General features: G+C 60.0%; 15 protein-coding genes. 6 read left to right on the top strand and 9 right to left on the bottom strand.

All coding sequences use genetic code 11. From position 1 onward, the window contains the following. Positions 1 to 101: 101 nt before the first annotated feature. Entirely contained in the window at positions 102 to 1,910 is a 1,809-nt protein-coding gene (locus PS14A_RS15180) for a monovalent cation:proton antiporter-2 (CPA2) family protein (RefSeq protein WP_024013370.1), read from the bottom strand. Positions 1,911 to 2,162: 252 nt separating this feature from the next. Here PS14A_RS15180 and PS14A_RS15175 point away from each other — a divergent pair, with 252 nt between their 5' ends. Beyond that, positions 2,163 to 3,077: a LysR family transcriptional regulator gene (locus tag PS14A_RS15175; RefSeq protein ID WP_212616628.1), complete on the top strand. Its 915-nt coding sequence runs from the start codon at positions 2,163 to 2,165 to the stop codon at positions 3,075 to 3,077. On the opposite strand, the gene PS14A_RS15170 is transcribed toward PS14A_RS15175, so the two are convergent. Both PS14A_RS15170 and PS14A_RS15165 read right to left on the bottom strand, forming a co-directional pair. Next, a complete protein-coding gene (locus PS14A_RS15170; RefSeq protein ID WP_056789012.1) occupies positions 3,067 to 3,837 on the bottom strand; it encodes a substrate-binding domain-containing protein in 771 nt (256 codons plus the stop codon). The genes PS14A_RS15175 and PS14A_RS15170 overlap by 11 nt on opposite strands. A 12-nt stretch (positions 3,838 to 3,849) precedes the next feature. Continuing rightward, complete coding sequence (locus PS14A_RS15165; RefSeq protein WP_016775219.1) at positions 3,850 to 5,142, bottom strand: MFS transporter; 1,293 nt, start codon at positions 5,140 to 5,142, stop codon at positions 3,850 to 3,852. A 485-nt stretch (positions 5,143 to 5,627) separates the two neighbouring features. On the opposite strand from PS14A_RS15165, the gene PS14A_RS15160 reads away from it, so the two are divergent. Continuing rightward, on the top strand, positions 5,628 to 5,936 hold the full coding sequence (locus PS14A_RS15160; protein ID WP_130912864.1) for an RcnB family protein: 309 nt from the start codon (positions 5,628 to 5,630) through the stop codon (positions 5,934 to 5,936). 22 nt (positions 5,937 to 5,958) lie between these two features. Here PS14A_RS15160 and PS14A_RS15155 read toward each other — a convergent pair whose 3' ends face one another. Both PS14A_RS15155 and PS14A_RS15150 read right to left on the bottom strand, forming a co-directional pair. Continuing rightward, entirely contained in the window at positions 5,959 to 6,270 is a 312-nt protein-coding gene (locus PS14A_RS15155) for a protealysin inhibitor emfourin (RefSeq protein ID WP_137214834.1), read from the bottom strand. 14 nt (positions 6,271 to 6,284) lie between these two features. Further along, a complete protein-coding gene (locus PS14A_RS15150) occupies positions 6,285 to 7,331 on the bottom strand; it encodes a M4 family metallopeptidase (protein ID WP_212616627.1) in 1,047 nt (348 codons plus the stop codon). A 131-nt stretch (positions 7,332 to 7,462) separates the two neighbouring features. Here PS14A_RS15150 and PS14A_RS15145 point away from each other — a divergent pair, with 131 nt between their 5' ends. Further along, positions 7,463 to 7,801: an FKBP-type peptidyl-prolyl cis-trans isomerase gene (locus PS14A_RS15145; RefSeq protein ID WP_137214836.1), complete on the top strand. Its 339-nt coding sequence runs from the start codon at positions 7,463 to 7,465 to the stop codon at positions 7,799 to 7,801. Between the two features lie 62 nt (positions 7,802 to 7,863). On the opposite strand, the gene PS14A_RS15140 is transcribed toward PS14A_RS15145, so the two are convergent. The 4 genes from PS14A_RS15140 to ftrA form a co-directional block, all read right to left on the bottom strand. Then, the gene (locus PS14A_RS15140) at positions 7,864 to 8,199 is read right to left on the bottom strand and encodes a hypothetical protein (RefSeq protein ID WP_212616626.1); all 336 of its coding nucleotides are present in this window, start codon (positions 8,197 to 8,199) and stop codon (positions 7,864 to 7,866) included. An 8-nt stretch (positions 8,200 to 8,207) separates the two neighbouring features. Further along, positions 8,208 to 8,447, bottom strand: coding sequence for a pyocin S6 family toxin immunity protein (locus PS14A_RS15135; protein ID WP_130910800.1), 240 nt, complete (start codon positions 8,445 to 8,447; stop codon positions 8,208 to 8,210). A 14-nt stretch (positions 8,448 to 8,461) separates the two neighbouring features. Beyond that, positions 8,462 to 9,682 carry an S-type pyocin domain-containing protein gene (locus tag PS14A_RS15130; protein ID WP_212616625.1) on the bottom strand — a complete coding sequence of 407 codons (1,221 nt, stop codon included), beginning with the start codon at positions 9,680 to 9,682 and terminating at the stop codon, positions 8,462 to 8,464. Positions 9,683 to 9,811: 129 nt separating this feature from the next. Then, positions 9,812 to 10,786, bottom strand: a complete 975-nt coding sequence (ftrA, locus tag PS14A_RS15125; protein ID WP_212616624.1) for a transcriptional regulator FtrA — start codon at positions 10,784 to 10,786, stop codon at positions 9,812 to 9,814. Between the two features lie 101 nt (positions 10,787 to 10,887). Here ftrA and PS14A_RS15120 point away from each other — a divergent pair, with 101 nt between their 5' ends. From PS14A_RS15120 to PS14A_RS15110, 3 genes are all read left to right on the top strand, one after another. Then, entirely contained in the window at positions 10,888 to 11,316 is a 429-nt protein-coding gene (locus PS14A_RS15120; RefSeq protein WP_137214840.1) for a rhodanese-like domain-containing protein, read from the top strand. 335 nt (positions 11,317 to 11,651) lie between these two features. Continuing rightward, positions 11,652 to 12,431 carry an ABC transporter substrate-binding protein gene (locus PS14A_RS15115; protein ID WP_024013359.1) on the top strand — a complete coding sequence of 260 codons (780 nt, stop codon included), beginning with the start codon at positions 11,652 to 11,654 and terminating at the stop codon, positions 12,429 to 12,431. A gap of 199 nt (positions 12,432 to 12,630) precedes the next feature. Then, complete coding sequence (locus tag PS14A_RS15110; RefSeq protein WP_130910804.1) at positions 12,631 to 13,743, top strand: succinylglutamate desuccinylase/aspartoacylase family protein; 1,113 nt, start codon at positions 12,631 to 12,633, stop codon at positions 13,741 to 13,743. Positions 13,744 to 13,749 lie beyond the last annotated feature (6 nt).

Raw genomic sequence — 13,749 nt, 5'->3', positions numbered from 1 at the left:
AGCCTGCTCGCGAATGCAATCTGTCAGTGAAGTATTGGGTGACTGACACGACGCTTTCGCGAGCAGGCTCGCTCCCACAGTTGGATCTGCGCAAGGCACGATCAGGACTTGCGCGCTTCTTCTTCGAGCTGATCCGATTCAAACAGTTTGGCCAGTTCCGCCCGGGCTTCCTGGGCGGTCTGCAGGACTTTGGCGGCGTCGTCGTAGACGGCGTGTTGCGCCTCCAGCACCTGTTCGTCGTGATGCTTGAAACGCTTGATCCGCGCATCGGCCTGGGCTTGGGTCAGACCGAGGCCGACCAGCGTGCGCCGGCTCATTTCCAGGCTCGAATAATAGGTCTCACGAATCGCTTCCGCGCCGACATCCACCAGGCGATGCACGTGCTGACGGTTACGCGCGCGGGCGATGATTTTCATGTGCGGATAGAGCTTGTGCACCACTTCGGCAGTCTTGATGTTGGTCTCCGGATCGTCCGTGGCAATGACAAAATATTCCGCTTCGCCAACCTTCGCCGCGTGAAGGATTTCCGGGCGCATCGGGTCGCCGTAGAACACTGGCACACCGCCGAAGCTGCGCGACAGTTCGATGGTTTCCACCGAGGTGTCCAGCGCAACGAACTTGATGTTCTGCGCGCGCAGAATCCGCGCCACGATCTGGCCCATCCTGCCCATGCCGGCAATCACTACGCGTGGCGCTTCGGTGTCGATTTCGCGGAATTTCTCCGGCACTTCCACCGGCTGTACTTTCGGACTGACCAGCCGTGCGCAGATCAACAGCAACAACGGCGTCAGCGCCATTGACAGGGTGATGGTCAGCACCAGCAGGTCGTACAGACGCGGCTCGAACAGGCCTTGATCGCGGCCGATCTTGAACACCACAAACGCAAACTCACCGCCGGCAGCGAGGACGATGCCGAGGCGAATTGCGCTGATTTTGTTCAATCCTCCTGCCAGACGTCCGACGACGAACAGCAGCGGCAATTTCAGACCGATCAGCAGCAGAGTCAGTCCCAACACGGTGATCGGCGCGCTCAACAACAGGCTGAGATTGGCGCCCATGCCGACGCTGATGAAAAACAGCCCGAGCAGCAGGCCCTTGAACGGTTCGATCTGCGCTTCCAGCTCATGCCGGTATTCCGAATCCGCCAGCAGCAGACCGGCGAGAAACGCGCCCAACGCCATCGACACACCGACCAGATCCATCAGCCACGCCGTGCCGATCACCACCAGCAACGCGGTGGCGGTGGACACTTCCGGCAGCCCGGTTTTCGCCACCACGCGGAACACCGGACGCAGCAGATACCGCCCGCCGATCACCACCACGGCAATGCCGCCGAGCACCTGCAAGCTGTGACGAATATCGTCGGCGGTGCTGGTGTGGTGATCGACGCCGGCGAGCATCGGCACCAGGGCGATCAATGGAATCGCGGCGATGTCCTGGAACAGCAGAATCGCAAACGCGAGACGCCCGTGGGGGCTGGTCAGTTCCTTGCGTTCGGCGAGGCTTTGCAGGCCGAACGCCGTGGAGGAGAGCGCCAGACCGAGGCCCAGCACAATGGCGCTGTTCAGCGGCTGGCCGAACACCGACAGCGCCAGCACGCCGATCACCGACGCGGTCAACAGCACCTGCGCCAGACCGACGCCGAACACGGATTTACGCATCACCCACAAGCGGCGCGGCGAAAGCTCCAGGCCGATGATGAACAGCAGCAACACCACGCCCAGCTCGGAGATATGCGCAACGCTTTGCGGGTTGCCGATCAGGCCGAGCACCGACGGGCCGATGATCACCCCGGCAAACAGATAACCGAGCACCGCGCCCAGTTGCAGACGTTTGGCCAAAGGCACGGTGAGCACGGCCGCGAACAGAAACACGACAGCGGCTTGCAACAGATTGCCTTCATGGGGCATTGGAACGACTCCTGACTACGGGTACGGCGGGGGTGACAAGGATAAGGGTTCAATCAATTTGAGATCCACCAACGATCCTTGTAGGAGCTGACGAGTGCAACGAGGCTGCGATCTTTTGATCTTCGGTTACCGCCAAAAGATCGCAGCCTCGTTGCACTCGTCAGCTCCTACGACGGATCTTCATGTGCTCTGTAATAATTTGCATCAACTGGTTACATTTATAACCCCTGCGCATCAATTGCCGGAAACGCCATGGCCATCAACTTCGACCTCAACGACTTGCAAGCCTTTCGTGCGGTGGTCGAGCAGGGCAGTTTTCGCAAGGCTGCCGACACCGTGCGCCTGTCGCAACCGGCGCTGAGCCGGCGCATCGAAAAGCTCGAAGACGCCCTTGGCGTGAAACTGTTCGAGCGCACCACGCGCAAGGTCAGCCTGACGCAGGCCGGGCGCGGCTTCATGCCCAGCGTCGAGCGCTTGCTGGATGATCTCGACATTGCCTTGCTCGGCATCAGCGAAGTCGCCTCGACCCGTTTGGGGCATGTCACCGTCGCCTGCGTGCCGTCGGCGGCGTACTATTTCATGCCCCGCGTGGTCGCGCGCTATCACCAGCAATTTCCACGGATCAAGGTCAAAGTCCTCGATTCCAGCGCCCACGATGTGTTGAGTGCGGTGGTCAATGGCGAGGCGGATTTCGGTTTGAGTTTTCTCGGCACGCAGGATGCCAAAGTCGAGTTCGAACCGCTTGTGCAGGAGTGCTACGTTGTCGCCTGTCGCCGCGATCATCCACTGGCCGGGCGCAGCAGCGTCAGTTGGGACGAGTTCTATCAGCAGGATTACATTGCGCTGGACAAGACTTCGGGCAATCGCTTTCTGCTTGATCAGGCCTTGGGCGGGGTGGTGCCGCAGCGGCAGAGCATCTGCGAGACGCGGCATGTGACGACGATGATCGGCTTGGTGGAGGCGGGGCTGGGCGTGGCGGCGGTGCCGTTGATGGCGATGCCCGGGCCGGAACATCCGATCCTGACGCGGGTGCCACTGATTGAGCCGCAGGTGATGCGCAGTGTCGGCATCATCAAGCGCCGGGATCGCACGTTGACCCCGGCGGCTTTGGAACTGGAGCGGCTGGTCGTGGAAATGCGCGTCCAGCCGCCAACGATCAACGCTTGACCGAATCCAGCCCGGTGGCCTGCACGTCAGCCTGAGCGGCCGGTGCCGCGAGGTAGGCGAGCAGGGCCTTGGCTTCTTGCGGATGCTCGGCCTTGACCGGGATGCCCGCGGCAAAACGCGTCACCGACTGCACCGATTCCGGAATCTTCGCGACGAAGCTCACACCCGGCACCGGCAGCAATTCGCTGACCTGCTGGAATCCCAACTGATAGTCGCCAGTGGCGACCACCGAACCGACCGGTATCCTGGCAATCATTTTCGCCTTCGGTTTCAACTGGTCTTCGATGCCGAGTTTCTTGAACAGCTGCTGCTCGATATACACGCCGCTGGCGCTGTCGGAGTAGGCCACTGACTGCGCATCGAGCAGGGTTTTCTTCAGGCCGTCGACGCTGCTGATGTCCGGTTTCGCCGCGCCTTCACGCACCACCATACCGATTCGCGAATCCGCCAGTTCAACGCGGGACGCCGGGTCGACCTTGCCCTGTTTGATCAGCTCATCAAGGGCGTAACCGACCATGATCACCACGTCGGCGTGCTCGCCGCGCGCCAGACGATTGGGGATCGCTTCCGGCGCCTTGCCCATCGACGGGCCGAGGCTGGTGGTCAGCGTGTTGCCCGTTGCGGCAGCGAATTTCGGCCCGAGGATCTTGTAGGCGGCGGTGAAGCCACCGGAGGTCATCACGCTCAATTCTTCGGCTTGGGCCGCGAAGTTGAATGCGAGACCGGCGAGCAGGGCGGTGACAGTAAAAAGTTTTTTCATGGCGAGTTTTCCTCAGGCCGCGACAGGTTGCAGACGACCACCGGCACGGCGGTACAGGTAAAGCGTGGCGCACAGCGCGCACAGCGCACCGATGCTCATCCAATAACCTGGCGCGGCTTTGTCGCCGGTGTACTGGATCAGGAAAGTCGACATCGCCGGGGTGAAACCGCCGAAGATCGCCGTGGCCAGGCTGTAGGCCAGGGAGAAACCGGCGACGCGCACTTCCACCGGCATGATTTCGGTCAGCGCCGGAATCATAGCGCCGTTGTACAAGCCATAGATGAACGACAGCCACAGCAGCGACAGCAGCATGTTGGTGAAGCTCGGCGCCTGCACCAGGAACGACAGCGCTGGATAAGTCGTGGCCAGCGCCAGCAGGGCCATGCCTATGAGCACTGGGCGACGACCGATACGGTCGGACAACGCACCACCAATCGGCAGCCAGAAGAAGTTCGACACACCCACCAGCAGCGTCACCAGCAGCGCGTCGGAAGTGCTCAGGTGCAGCACGGTTTTACCGAAGGTCGGCGCGTACACGGTGATCAGGTAGAACGCGGTGGTGGTCAGCGCGACCATCAGCATTCCGCCGAGCACCACGCCCCAATTCTGGCCGAGGGTGCGGAACACTTCGCGCATGCTCGGGCGATGTTTACGCGCGGCGAACTCTTCGGTTTCCGCCAGGTTGCGGCGCAGGAAGAAGATGAACGGGACGATCATGCAGCCGACGAAAAACGGAATGCGCCAGCCCCAGGCGGCCACGGCTTGCGGCTCCATCCACTGGTTCAGACCGTAGCCCAGCGCGGCAGCAACGATGATCGCCACTTGCTGACTGGCCGACTGCCAAGCAGTGAAAAAGCCTTTGCGGCCCGGCGTGGCGATCTCGGACAGATACACCGAAACACCACCGAGTTCCGCGCCGGCGGAGAAGCCTTGCAGCAACCGCCCGATCAACACCAGCGCCGGAGCGAACAGGCCAATGGTTTCGTATCCGGGCACCAGCACAATCAATATCGTGCCGCTGGCCATGATCGACAAGGTGACGATCAGACCTTTGCGCCGGCCGACGTCATCGATGTACGCGCCGAGCACAATGGCGCCGAGCGGACGCATCAGGAAGCCTGCGCCGAATACTGCGAAAGTCATCATCAGGGAGGCGAACTCACTGCTCGCCGGGAAGAACACCGCCGCGATCTGCGTGGCGTAGAAGCCGAACAGAAAGAAGTCGAACTGTTCGAGGAAGTTGCCCGAGGTCACCCGGAAGATGGCACCGGCCCGCGAGCCGTTGGTAGGAATTGAGGCTGTCATTGAAAAGTACTCCACCGCTTTTATGACGTGCGCTACGGAGAAGCGGCGCACGGTTTTTATTGAGGTGGATGGTGGCGCAGATGTAACAATCTGTTAATTGCATTGTTGGCATGGATTGATGCGTGGGGCGGATCAATGCTTCCGGTGCTTGGTCCATTTGTGGGAGCGAGCCTGCTCGCGAAGGCTTTCCGTCAGTTGGCAACGATGGCGGATGTGCCGGCGTATTCGCGAGCAGGCTCGCTCCCACAGGGGATCGGTGGGGATCAGAGAATCAGCGTCCGCCAAGTCTTGTGGGAGTGGAGCTCAGGTCAAAAACTGTGGTGTAACACCAACCCTGTGGGAGCTGCGGTGCGACGATTCGAGTTGCCAGCGATGGCGGTCTGATGGACAAGGCCTCTTACGGCCACCTCCAGCAAAAAACAAGGAATGTTTCCCGCGCCGCGCAGTCGGAGTTCAGGTACTACCTATCTGAAAGAGGTTCACCGATGAACAGCAAAACCCTAATCGCCAGCATGGCCCTCGTCGCCGGCATTGCCGGGATCACGCCCATTGTTCAAGCGGCGCAAACCTCCAGCGATCCCTCTGTGCAATCGCCGACCAGCGATCGCCAGCTGAAGGTCAACGACCGCGCGCCGGAAATGTACCAGCGCGAAGACAAGGCTCTGAAGAACTGGAAAGCCAAAGGTCTGAAAGCACCGATCGAGCAGGCACAGTGGGTGCAGATCAACGACAAGTACGTAATGGTGATGATCACCAACGGCACGATTGTCGAGATGCAGCCGGTCGAGAAATAGCCTGATTGCGGGGGGAGAGCGTTTACAGAAGCTCTCCCTTGTCCCACAGACTCACCAGCTCCCCCGGCGCCCGATCCTCCGGCACCTTCAACACCATTTCCCCGGACTGATAGCGCACTTCAATCTGGTAGAAGCGCTGATCCCCACGGCCCGATTCGCTGCTATCGAGTGGCAGGCAACCCTCAAGCACCGAGCAGATCCTTGAACGCTGGCTGATGTCGCACTGGGCAAATTCGATTTCCCGTGGGCGGCTCAGGCTGTGAATCGCTGCAACGCCACCCTGGCGAGATACGCGCAAAACGGAATCTTTATCCAGCTCGGGTAGCGTTTTCATACGGTCTCCTCGGATTATTCGATACCGACCTGTGCCCAGGCTTGCTGCACCGTGTCGGCTGCTTCGGTGCCGAAGCGCCGGTCAGCGTGGTCGATCGTCAGTTTCGCGAACGCGTCGAACGTTGCGTCCTGGCTCAAGCGATCGTCACACAGCGTGTCGTACCAAATGCGTCCGGCCTTTTCCCAGGCGAAACCGCCAAACGCTCGGGCTGCCAGGTAAAACGCGCGGTTGGGAATGCCGGAGTTGATGTGTACGCCGCCATTGTCTTCGCTGGTGATGACGAACTTGCGCATGTGATCCGGTTGCGGATCCTTGCCCAGCATCGGGTCGTCGTATGCCGTGCCGGGGTGCGACATCGAGCGCAGGCCCTTGCCTTGGATCTGTGGCATCAGCAGGTCGGCGCCGATCAACCAGTCTGCCTGCTCGGCGGTTTCGCCGAGGGTGTATTGCTTGGTCAACACGCCGAATACGTCCGAGAGCGACTCGTTCAACGCGCCGGACTGGTTGGCATAAATCAGCCCGGCTTCGCTTTCGGTGACGCCGTGGGCCAGTTCATGGCCGATGACGTCGAGCGAGCGAGTGAAGCGCTGGAAGATTTCGCCATCGCCGTCACCGAAAACCATCTGCGCGCCGTTCCAGAATGCGTTCTCGTAGCCCTGGCCATAATGCACGCTGCCGATCAGCGCGAATCCCTGATTGTCGATCGAGTCGCGACCGAGCACCTTCCAAAAGAAATCATAGCTGGCGCCCAGCGCATCGTAAGCCTCGTCGACCGCCGGGTCCCCCGATGCCGGCTGGCCCTCGAGGCGCACCGGCATGCCCGGCAAGAGCATTTTGTTCTGCGCATCATGCACGCTGCGCCGCGCCAGGCCAGGCTTGCTCGCCTCCGGCAGAATCGCCCGTGCCGGCGGCTGCGAAGGACGGCCAGGGTTGGGCAGCAGGCTGCGCACATGATTCAGCGTCTGCATCGCGGCGTTGCGCTGCGGCTCGGAACCGTGGGCAATGATGCGGTTGAGAATGTAGGGTGGGATGAAACTGCGCAGCAATCGAGAGTCGGTCATCTAAGCATCCTTGTCGTCATACGATGTCGATACACATGTGAGCGGCAAGGCGTGTTTTCGGTTCCATGGATTGCCATCGACGCCGGATTCTGCGAAAAACGCCGCCTGCGAACATCTCAAGAGCCAACGACATGACAGACGAACTGCAAATCATCGACCTGCAACCGGGCGACGGCAAAGCCGCGGTGAAAGGCGCGCTGATCACCACCCAATACACCGGCTGGCTGGAAGACGGCACCGAATTCGACTCGTCCTGGAGCCGAGGCAAACCGTTTCAGTGCGTGATCGGCACTGGCCGCGTGATCAAAGGCTGGGATCAGGGGCTGCTGGGCATGCAGGTCGGCGGCAAACGTAAATTGCTGGTACCGGCGCATCTGGGATACGGCGAGCGGACCATGGGTAAGATTCCGCCGAATTCGAATCTGGTGTTTGAAATTGAGTTGTTGGAGGTTTTGACGCGGGAGGATTGAGGTCTGAGGAACGTGCGTCTGGATGAAGCCACCCTCATCCAAACGCTTGCAACTCCGGATGCTCAGGTGAACATCTCTATATCGTCAATCGTGTCCTGAATGATGCCCTGCAATGAGGGCATCCGACGCCTTACGTTCTCAAGGGCAGGCAAAACGGTTTCGGTATCCAGTCTTCCATGCCGACGAGCGATATGGCCCAGGGCGGTGATGGCAGATGCAGCAATCGCCTCGGTTTTGCTGGAGAGGTATTGGAGGCAGATCGCCTGATCCCACACTGGATCTTCTTCGCTCATACCAATCGACACTAGGCCCGTTACCACATTTTCGGCGACGCCACTTGCAATGCGTGTCATCGCCGCGTCGCGGGAAATGGATGGATCCTGGTAGATGATGCTCACCGTCGACGCTAGCCCCTGACGCCGATGAATAAATCCAGCTCCTTCGGCAATTGCTCTCCGAGTATTTCGCTGATTCGTTGAGTTTGCTCCGCAGTCATTAGCCATTCTCCGTCAGGGCTTAGGCTTAGTTCTGGCCAGCCCATTACGGCCAATATCGGATGCTCAGATTTCGAGTCTACCGTCAGCTCGAATTTGAGCGCATCGTCCTCGCTTTCGTCTGGTAAAAAGCCACTAATCCATAAAAACATATCTTGATTCCTCTTCACTTTGGAGTCCATCGCTCGGGATCGGCAGGATCGATTTGCTCGCCCGTTTCATGATTGAACTCGCCTAAATGTTTGCCTTGCTTGTTATAGAGTTCTATAGCGCCTGTTTTGCTATCCCATTCATAGATTCGACCTTTCTTGTCTTTCCATCTGCTGCGCTTGCCGCCACCACCTTGAACACTGCTTTTGGATTTGACGGGATAGGTATCCGGGTATGCTGGGAGAGAAACGGGAGGCCGGTGATATTTGATATCACCGCCAAGAGCAGGTCTTGAAAGCACAACGTATAGAGGCTGTACTCCGGAGTCAGCCGGAAAGACCAGAATAAAGTCTTGGTATTCAGGCGGGTAAACCGGATTGACAATGATTTTGTCCGCCTGCTCGGTCGGCGGGTATACCCAGATATGGGGAACCTGCGGCGCACTTTCCAGCGGCGGAATTGCCGATCCGCGTGACGAGTCTACTGAGGGAGTCCAGAGTAGGGTCGACCCATTGCCAAAATCTGCGACGTACGAGGCGCCTTGCTTGACGAACTGGACGACAGGAATCATTTCCCAATCGCTGCGCGTTTGAGTGTTGTATCCGTATCCTTTCACCGTGCCGTCGGGCTGCTGTTGTACATGCAATCGAACCCGAGTCCGAGCTGTATCGAGGGACTGTAGTTGCTCTTCTGAGTAGAGAGCACTATCGGCGAGACTCGAAGGCCACAGCAGCGCAACCAATCCGAGCAACCCGCCTGCGACGACACCGCCGGTAGCCAGGCTTGTGCTACTGGCGGCCGCAGTGCTGGCGCTCAGACTGCCAGAGCTGCCGAGAGCAAAAGCTCCGATGGATGCCTGCAGATTGGTGGCTCCGATAGCTTTGAGTGGGATATTCCCAGTCGAGTCACGTTCCCGCCCCGCTAGCAAGGACAGCGTTCCATAATCCGAAATTTTCCCAACCGGTATAAATCCGGATGGATTGGCATTATTGATGACGCCGTTCGGCAGCTTGCAACTTTTCGCAAATACACAGCCGCTTAAATAGTGCTGTTGTCGTATGGCCTGATTGCCAAGTCGATCTTCGTGAAACTGCTGCCGCGCCAGCATGTCTTCATAAGCGCCTTGTGCGGCCTCGCGCTCAGCAAGTTCGCTGGCTGTCATGTAGCGGCTGGTGATGTGGTGTCCATCTCCCTCTGGCGGGTTTTGAACCCGGGGGATGTCTTTCTTGCGAGCCATGAGCGTCCTTGTCCGCTGTTTAAAAACGAAGCGGACGCTAAAGCAACGAAGGGGTAATGGATGTAGGACGCGTCTGAAAGTGTTGCTGTTGTTACAACTGCAAAAAGATCAAATCCATGACCAGACAGGTCAACAAATCGCCTTACCCTCCCGCCCAAACCGCTCCCGATAAACCGACGGCGGCACACCCACCACGCTGCGAAACGCCACGCGAAAACTCTCCACCGAGCGATAGCCGCAGCGCTGGGCGATCTGCTCGGTGTGTTGATGGGTGCTCTCGAGCAGCTCCCGCGCTCGCGCCAGGCGTTCATGTTGCAGCCACGCCTTGGGCGTTTGCCCGCTGGCTTCGGTGAAGCGCCGCAAAAACGTGCGCTCGCTCATCGCCGCTTCGCTGGCCAGATCGCGGACTTCCAGTGGTTCGTGCAGGCGTTCGCGGGCCCATTGCATGACGCGCGACAGGTCGCTGCGGGGTGTCGGGCTGACCGGGGTGGGGATGAATTGGGCCTGGCCGCCGGTGCGTTGTGGCGACATGACCAGGCGCCGCGCAACGGCGTTGGCGACCTGCGTGCCGAAGTCGCGGGTTACCAGGTGCAGGCAGGCGTCGATCCCGGCGGCGCTGCCGGCGGAGGTGATCAGTTGGCCGGCGTCGACGTAGAGCACGTCCGGATCGACCTCGATCGCCGGGAAGCGTTGCGCCAGTTCACCGGTGTAGCGCCAGTGCGTGGTGGCGCGGTGGCCGTCGAGCAGGCCGCTGGCGGCGAGGACGAACACGCCCGAGCAGATCGACAGCAACCGCGCGCCTCGGTCATGGGCCTGACGCAACGCGTCGATCAGCGCTGGCGGTACCGGGGCGTTGCGGTCGCGCCAGCCGGGAATGACGATGGTGCGCGCTGCGGCGAGCAGTTCCAGGCCACCATCGGCCAGCACCTGAATCCCGCCCATGGCGCGCATCGGGCCTTTATCGACCGCGGCAATCGCGTGTTCGTACCAAGGGAAGTCGAACTCTGGCCGGGCCAGGCCGAAGATCTCCACGGCAATGCCGAACTCGAATGTGCAGAGGCCGTCGTAGGCCAGAATGGCAACCAGATTGGGCTGAGTGGGCATTTGGCGGAAATCTCCCGGTCGGTGTCTTGCGCGCCACTGTAGCGGCAAGCGCCGTCTCGATAAAGTCTGTTCATCCCCCACAGACAAAGGAGCAACACAGCATGACCAGCCTGGTTAGCGAAATTCCCGCCGCCCCTTCGGCGATTGCCCTGATGCATTTCAGCAATCGTCTGACCTTCGAAACCGATTGTTCCGACGTGTTCAGTAGCCACGAGGCCGGGGAGGTCGATTTTGTTCTGGTGGATGTGCGCGGCCCATTGGCGTTCGAGCGCGGCCATGTGCCCGGCGCGATCAATATCCCGACCCGCTTGCTCACGGCGGAGCGCTTGGCCGATTACCCGAAATACACTTTGTTCGTGGTCTATTGCGCCGGGCCGCATTGCAACGGCGCGAACAAGGCTGCGGTGAAACTCGCCGCATTGGGTTATCCGGTCAAGGAGATGATCGGCGGCGTCACCGGATGGCTGGATGAGGGTTTCGAACTGAGCGCGGCGTCAGTCGCCAACACACCTGTCGCCTGCGAATGCTGACGTTTCTGTAGGAGCTGCCGAAGGCTGCGATCTTTTGATCTTGATCTCAAAAAAACAGGATCAAAAGATCGCAGCCTTCGGCAGTTCCTACAGAGGCAATCAGCGTTTTTTGCTCTGAAAGCAGTCTTGTCCTACAGCCTTCGCACCACCACGGCGCACGCGTTGACCCTCGTCAATGCGTGCGCCGATGTTCTGTAAGTATTTGTCGCTTAAAAACAATTGCCTCCCTGCGCGCCGCCATAGACTGCCGGCCACGTCGGTTTTTGCCGTTAGAACGCCATGACCGAACGCTGACTCGAAAGCTGCCAATAAAAGCCTCCGCACGGGAGTAATAAATGAAAAAGCTAGTGATGTTCGGTGCCCTGGCACTGTCGATGTTGTCCCTGACCGCCGTGGCCGAAGACGCCAAGCCGATCCGCATCGGTATCGAAGCCGGGTACCCGCCATTCTCGATGAAAACCCCTGACGGCAAACTCACTGGTTTTGACGTGGACATCGGTGACGCACTGTGCGCGCAGATGAAGGTTAAATGCACGTGGGTCGAGCAAGAGTTCGATGGCCTGATCCCGGCGCTGAAAGTGAAGAAGATCGACGCGATCCTGTCGTCGATGACCATCACTGACGATCGCAAGAAAAACGTCGATTTCACTATCAAGTACTACCACACCCCGGCACGTTTCGTGATGAAGGAAGGCTCGGGCGTGAAAGACCCGCTGACCGAACTCAAGGGCAAGAAAGTCGGCGTGCTGCGCGCCAGTACTCACGACCGTTACGCGACTGAAGTGCTGGTTCCGGCCGGGATCGAACTGGTGCGCTACGGCTCGCAGCAGGAAGCCAACCTCGACATGGTGTCCGGGCGTATCGACGCGATGCTGGCCGACTCGGTCAACCTCAGCGACGGTTTCCTGAAAACCGACGCCGGCAAAGGCTTCGAATTCGTCGGCCCGACCTATGAAGACGCCAAGTACTTCGGCGGCGGCGCTGGCATCGCGGTGCGCAAGGGCGATACCGCGCTGGCTGAGCAGTTCAACAAAGCCATCACCGAAATCCGCGCCAATGGCGAGTACAAGAAAGTCCAGGACAAGTACTTCGACTTTGACGTATACGGCCATTAATACGCCGTGAAAAAAAGTGGCCCCGTTTGCGCGGTGGCCACTTTTTTTATGTTTTTTTATTGATGGAAATTCTCTGTGGGAGCGAGCCTGCTCGCGAAAGCGGTCTGACATTCGACATCGTCATCGTCTGACCTGACGCATTCGCGAGCAGGCGCGCTCCCACAGGGATTTGCGTAACCCAGCTATTGAGGAGTTTTTCATGCAACGCATCGACCACGTTCTGCCCTGGAGCCATTTGGGCAGCGAGCGCTCCCTCAGCGTGTTCCGCTACGGCGCCGGCAGCCGCAAGGTGTATATCCAGGCCAGCCTGCACGCCGATGAACTGCCGGGCATGCGCACCGCGTGGGAACTCAAGCTGCGCTTGAACGAACTGGAACGGCAGGGCCGTTTGCAGGGCGTTATCGAACTGGTGCCGGTGGCGAATCCGATCGGCCTGGATCAGCATCTGCAAGGCAATCACATGGGCCGCTTCGAACTGGGCAGCGGCAAGAATTTCAACCGCGCATTCGTCGAACTCAGCGCCCCGGTCGCGGCGCTGGTTGGCGAGCGTCTGGGCGCGGATGCCGAGGCCAACGTCGCGCTGATCCGCCAGGCCATGGCTCAGGTCTTCGAAGAATTGCCGGCGCCGGCCTCGCAACTGGAAGCCTTGCACCGCCTGTTGCTGCGCCACGCCTGCGACGCCGACATCACTCTCGACTTGCACTGCGACTTCGACGCTGCGATTCACCTCTATGCGCTGCCGCAACACTGGCCGCAGTGGCAATCATTGGCGGCGCGACTGAAGGCGGGCGTCGCGTTGCTCTGCGAGGACTCCGGCGGCAGCTCGTTCGATGAATCCTGCTCGACGCCGTGGCTGCGTCTGGCCAAAGCTTTCCCGAACGCGGCGATTCCGGCGGCGAATCTGGCGACGACGCTGGAGCTGGGCAGTATGGGTGATACTCGCGTCGATCAGGCTCAGGCCAATTGCGAAGCGATCCTGGGTTTTCTCGCCGAGCAGGGTTTCATCAGCGGCGAATGGCCGGCGGCGCCGAGCGAATGTTGTGAAGGTCTGCCGTTCGAAGGCACCGAATACCTGTTCGCCCCGCACCACGGCGTGGTCAGTTTCCTGCGCAATGCCGGCGAGTGGGTAGAGCAGGGCGATGCGCTGTTCGAGGTTGTTGACCCGTTGCAGGATCGCGTGACCACCGTGCGCGCTGGCACCAGCGGGGTGCTGTTTGCGCTTGATCGCGGGCGTTATACCGAGCCGGGGATCTGGCAGGCGAAAGTGGCGGGGCGAGTGCCGTTTCGTACCGGCAAGCTGACCAACGACTGACAGGTT

This window comes from Pseudomonas sp. 14A (assembly GCF_018132745.1).
Lineage (GTDB): Bacteria > Pseudomonadota > Gammaproteobacteria > Pseudomonadales > Pseudomonadaceae > Aquipseudomonas > Aquipseudomonas mercuritolerans.
This window is presented reverse-complemented; position numbering and strand designations above follow the sequence as displayed.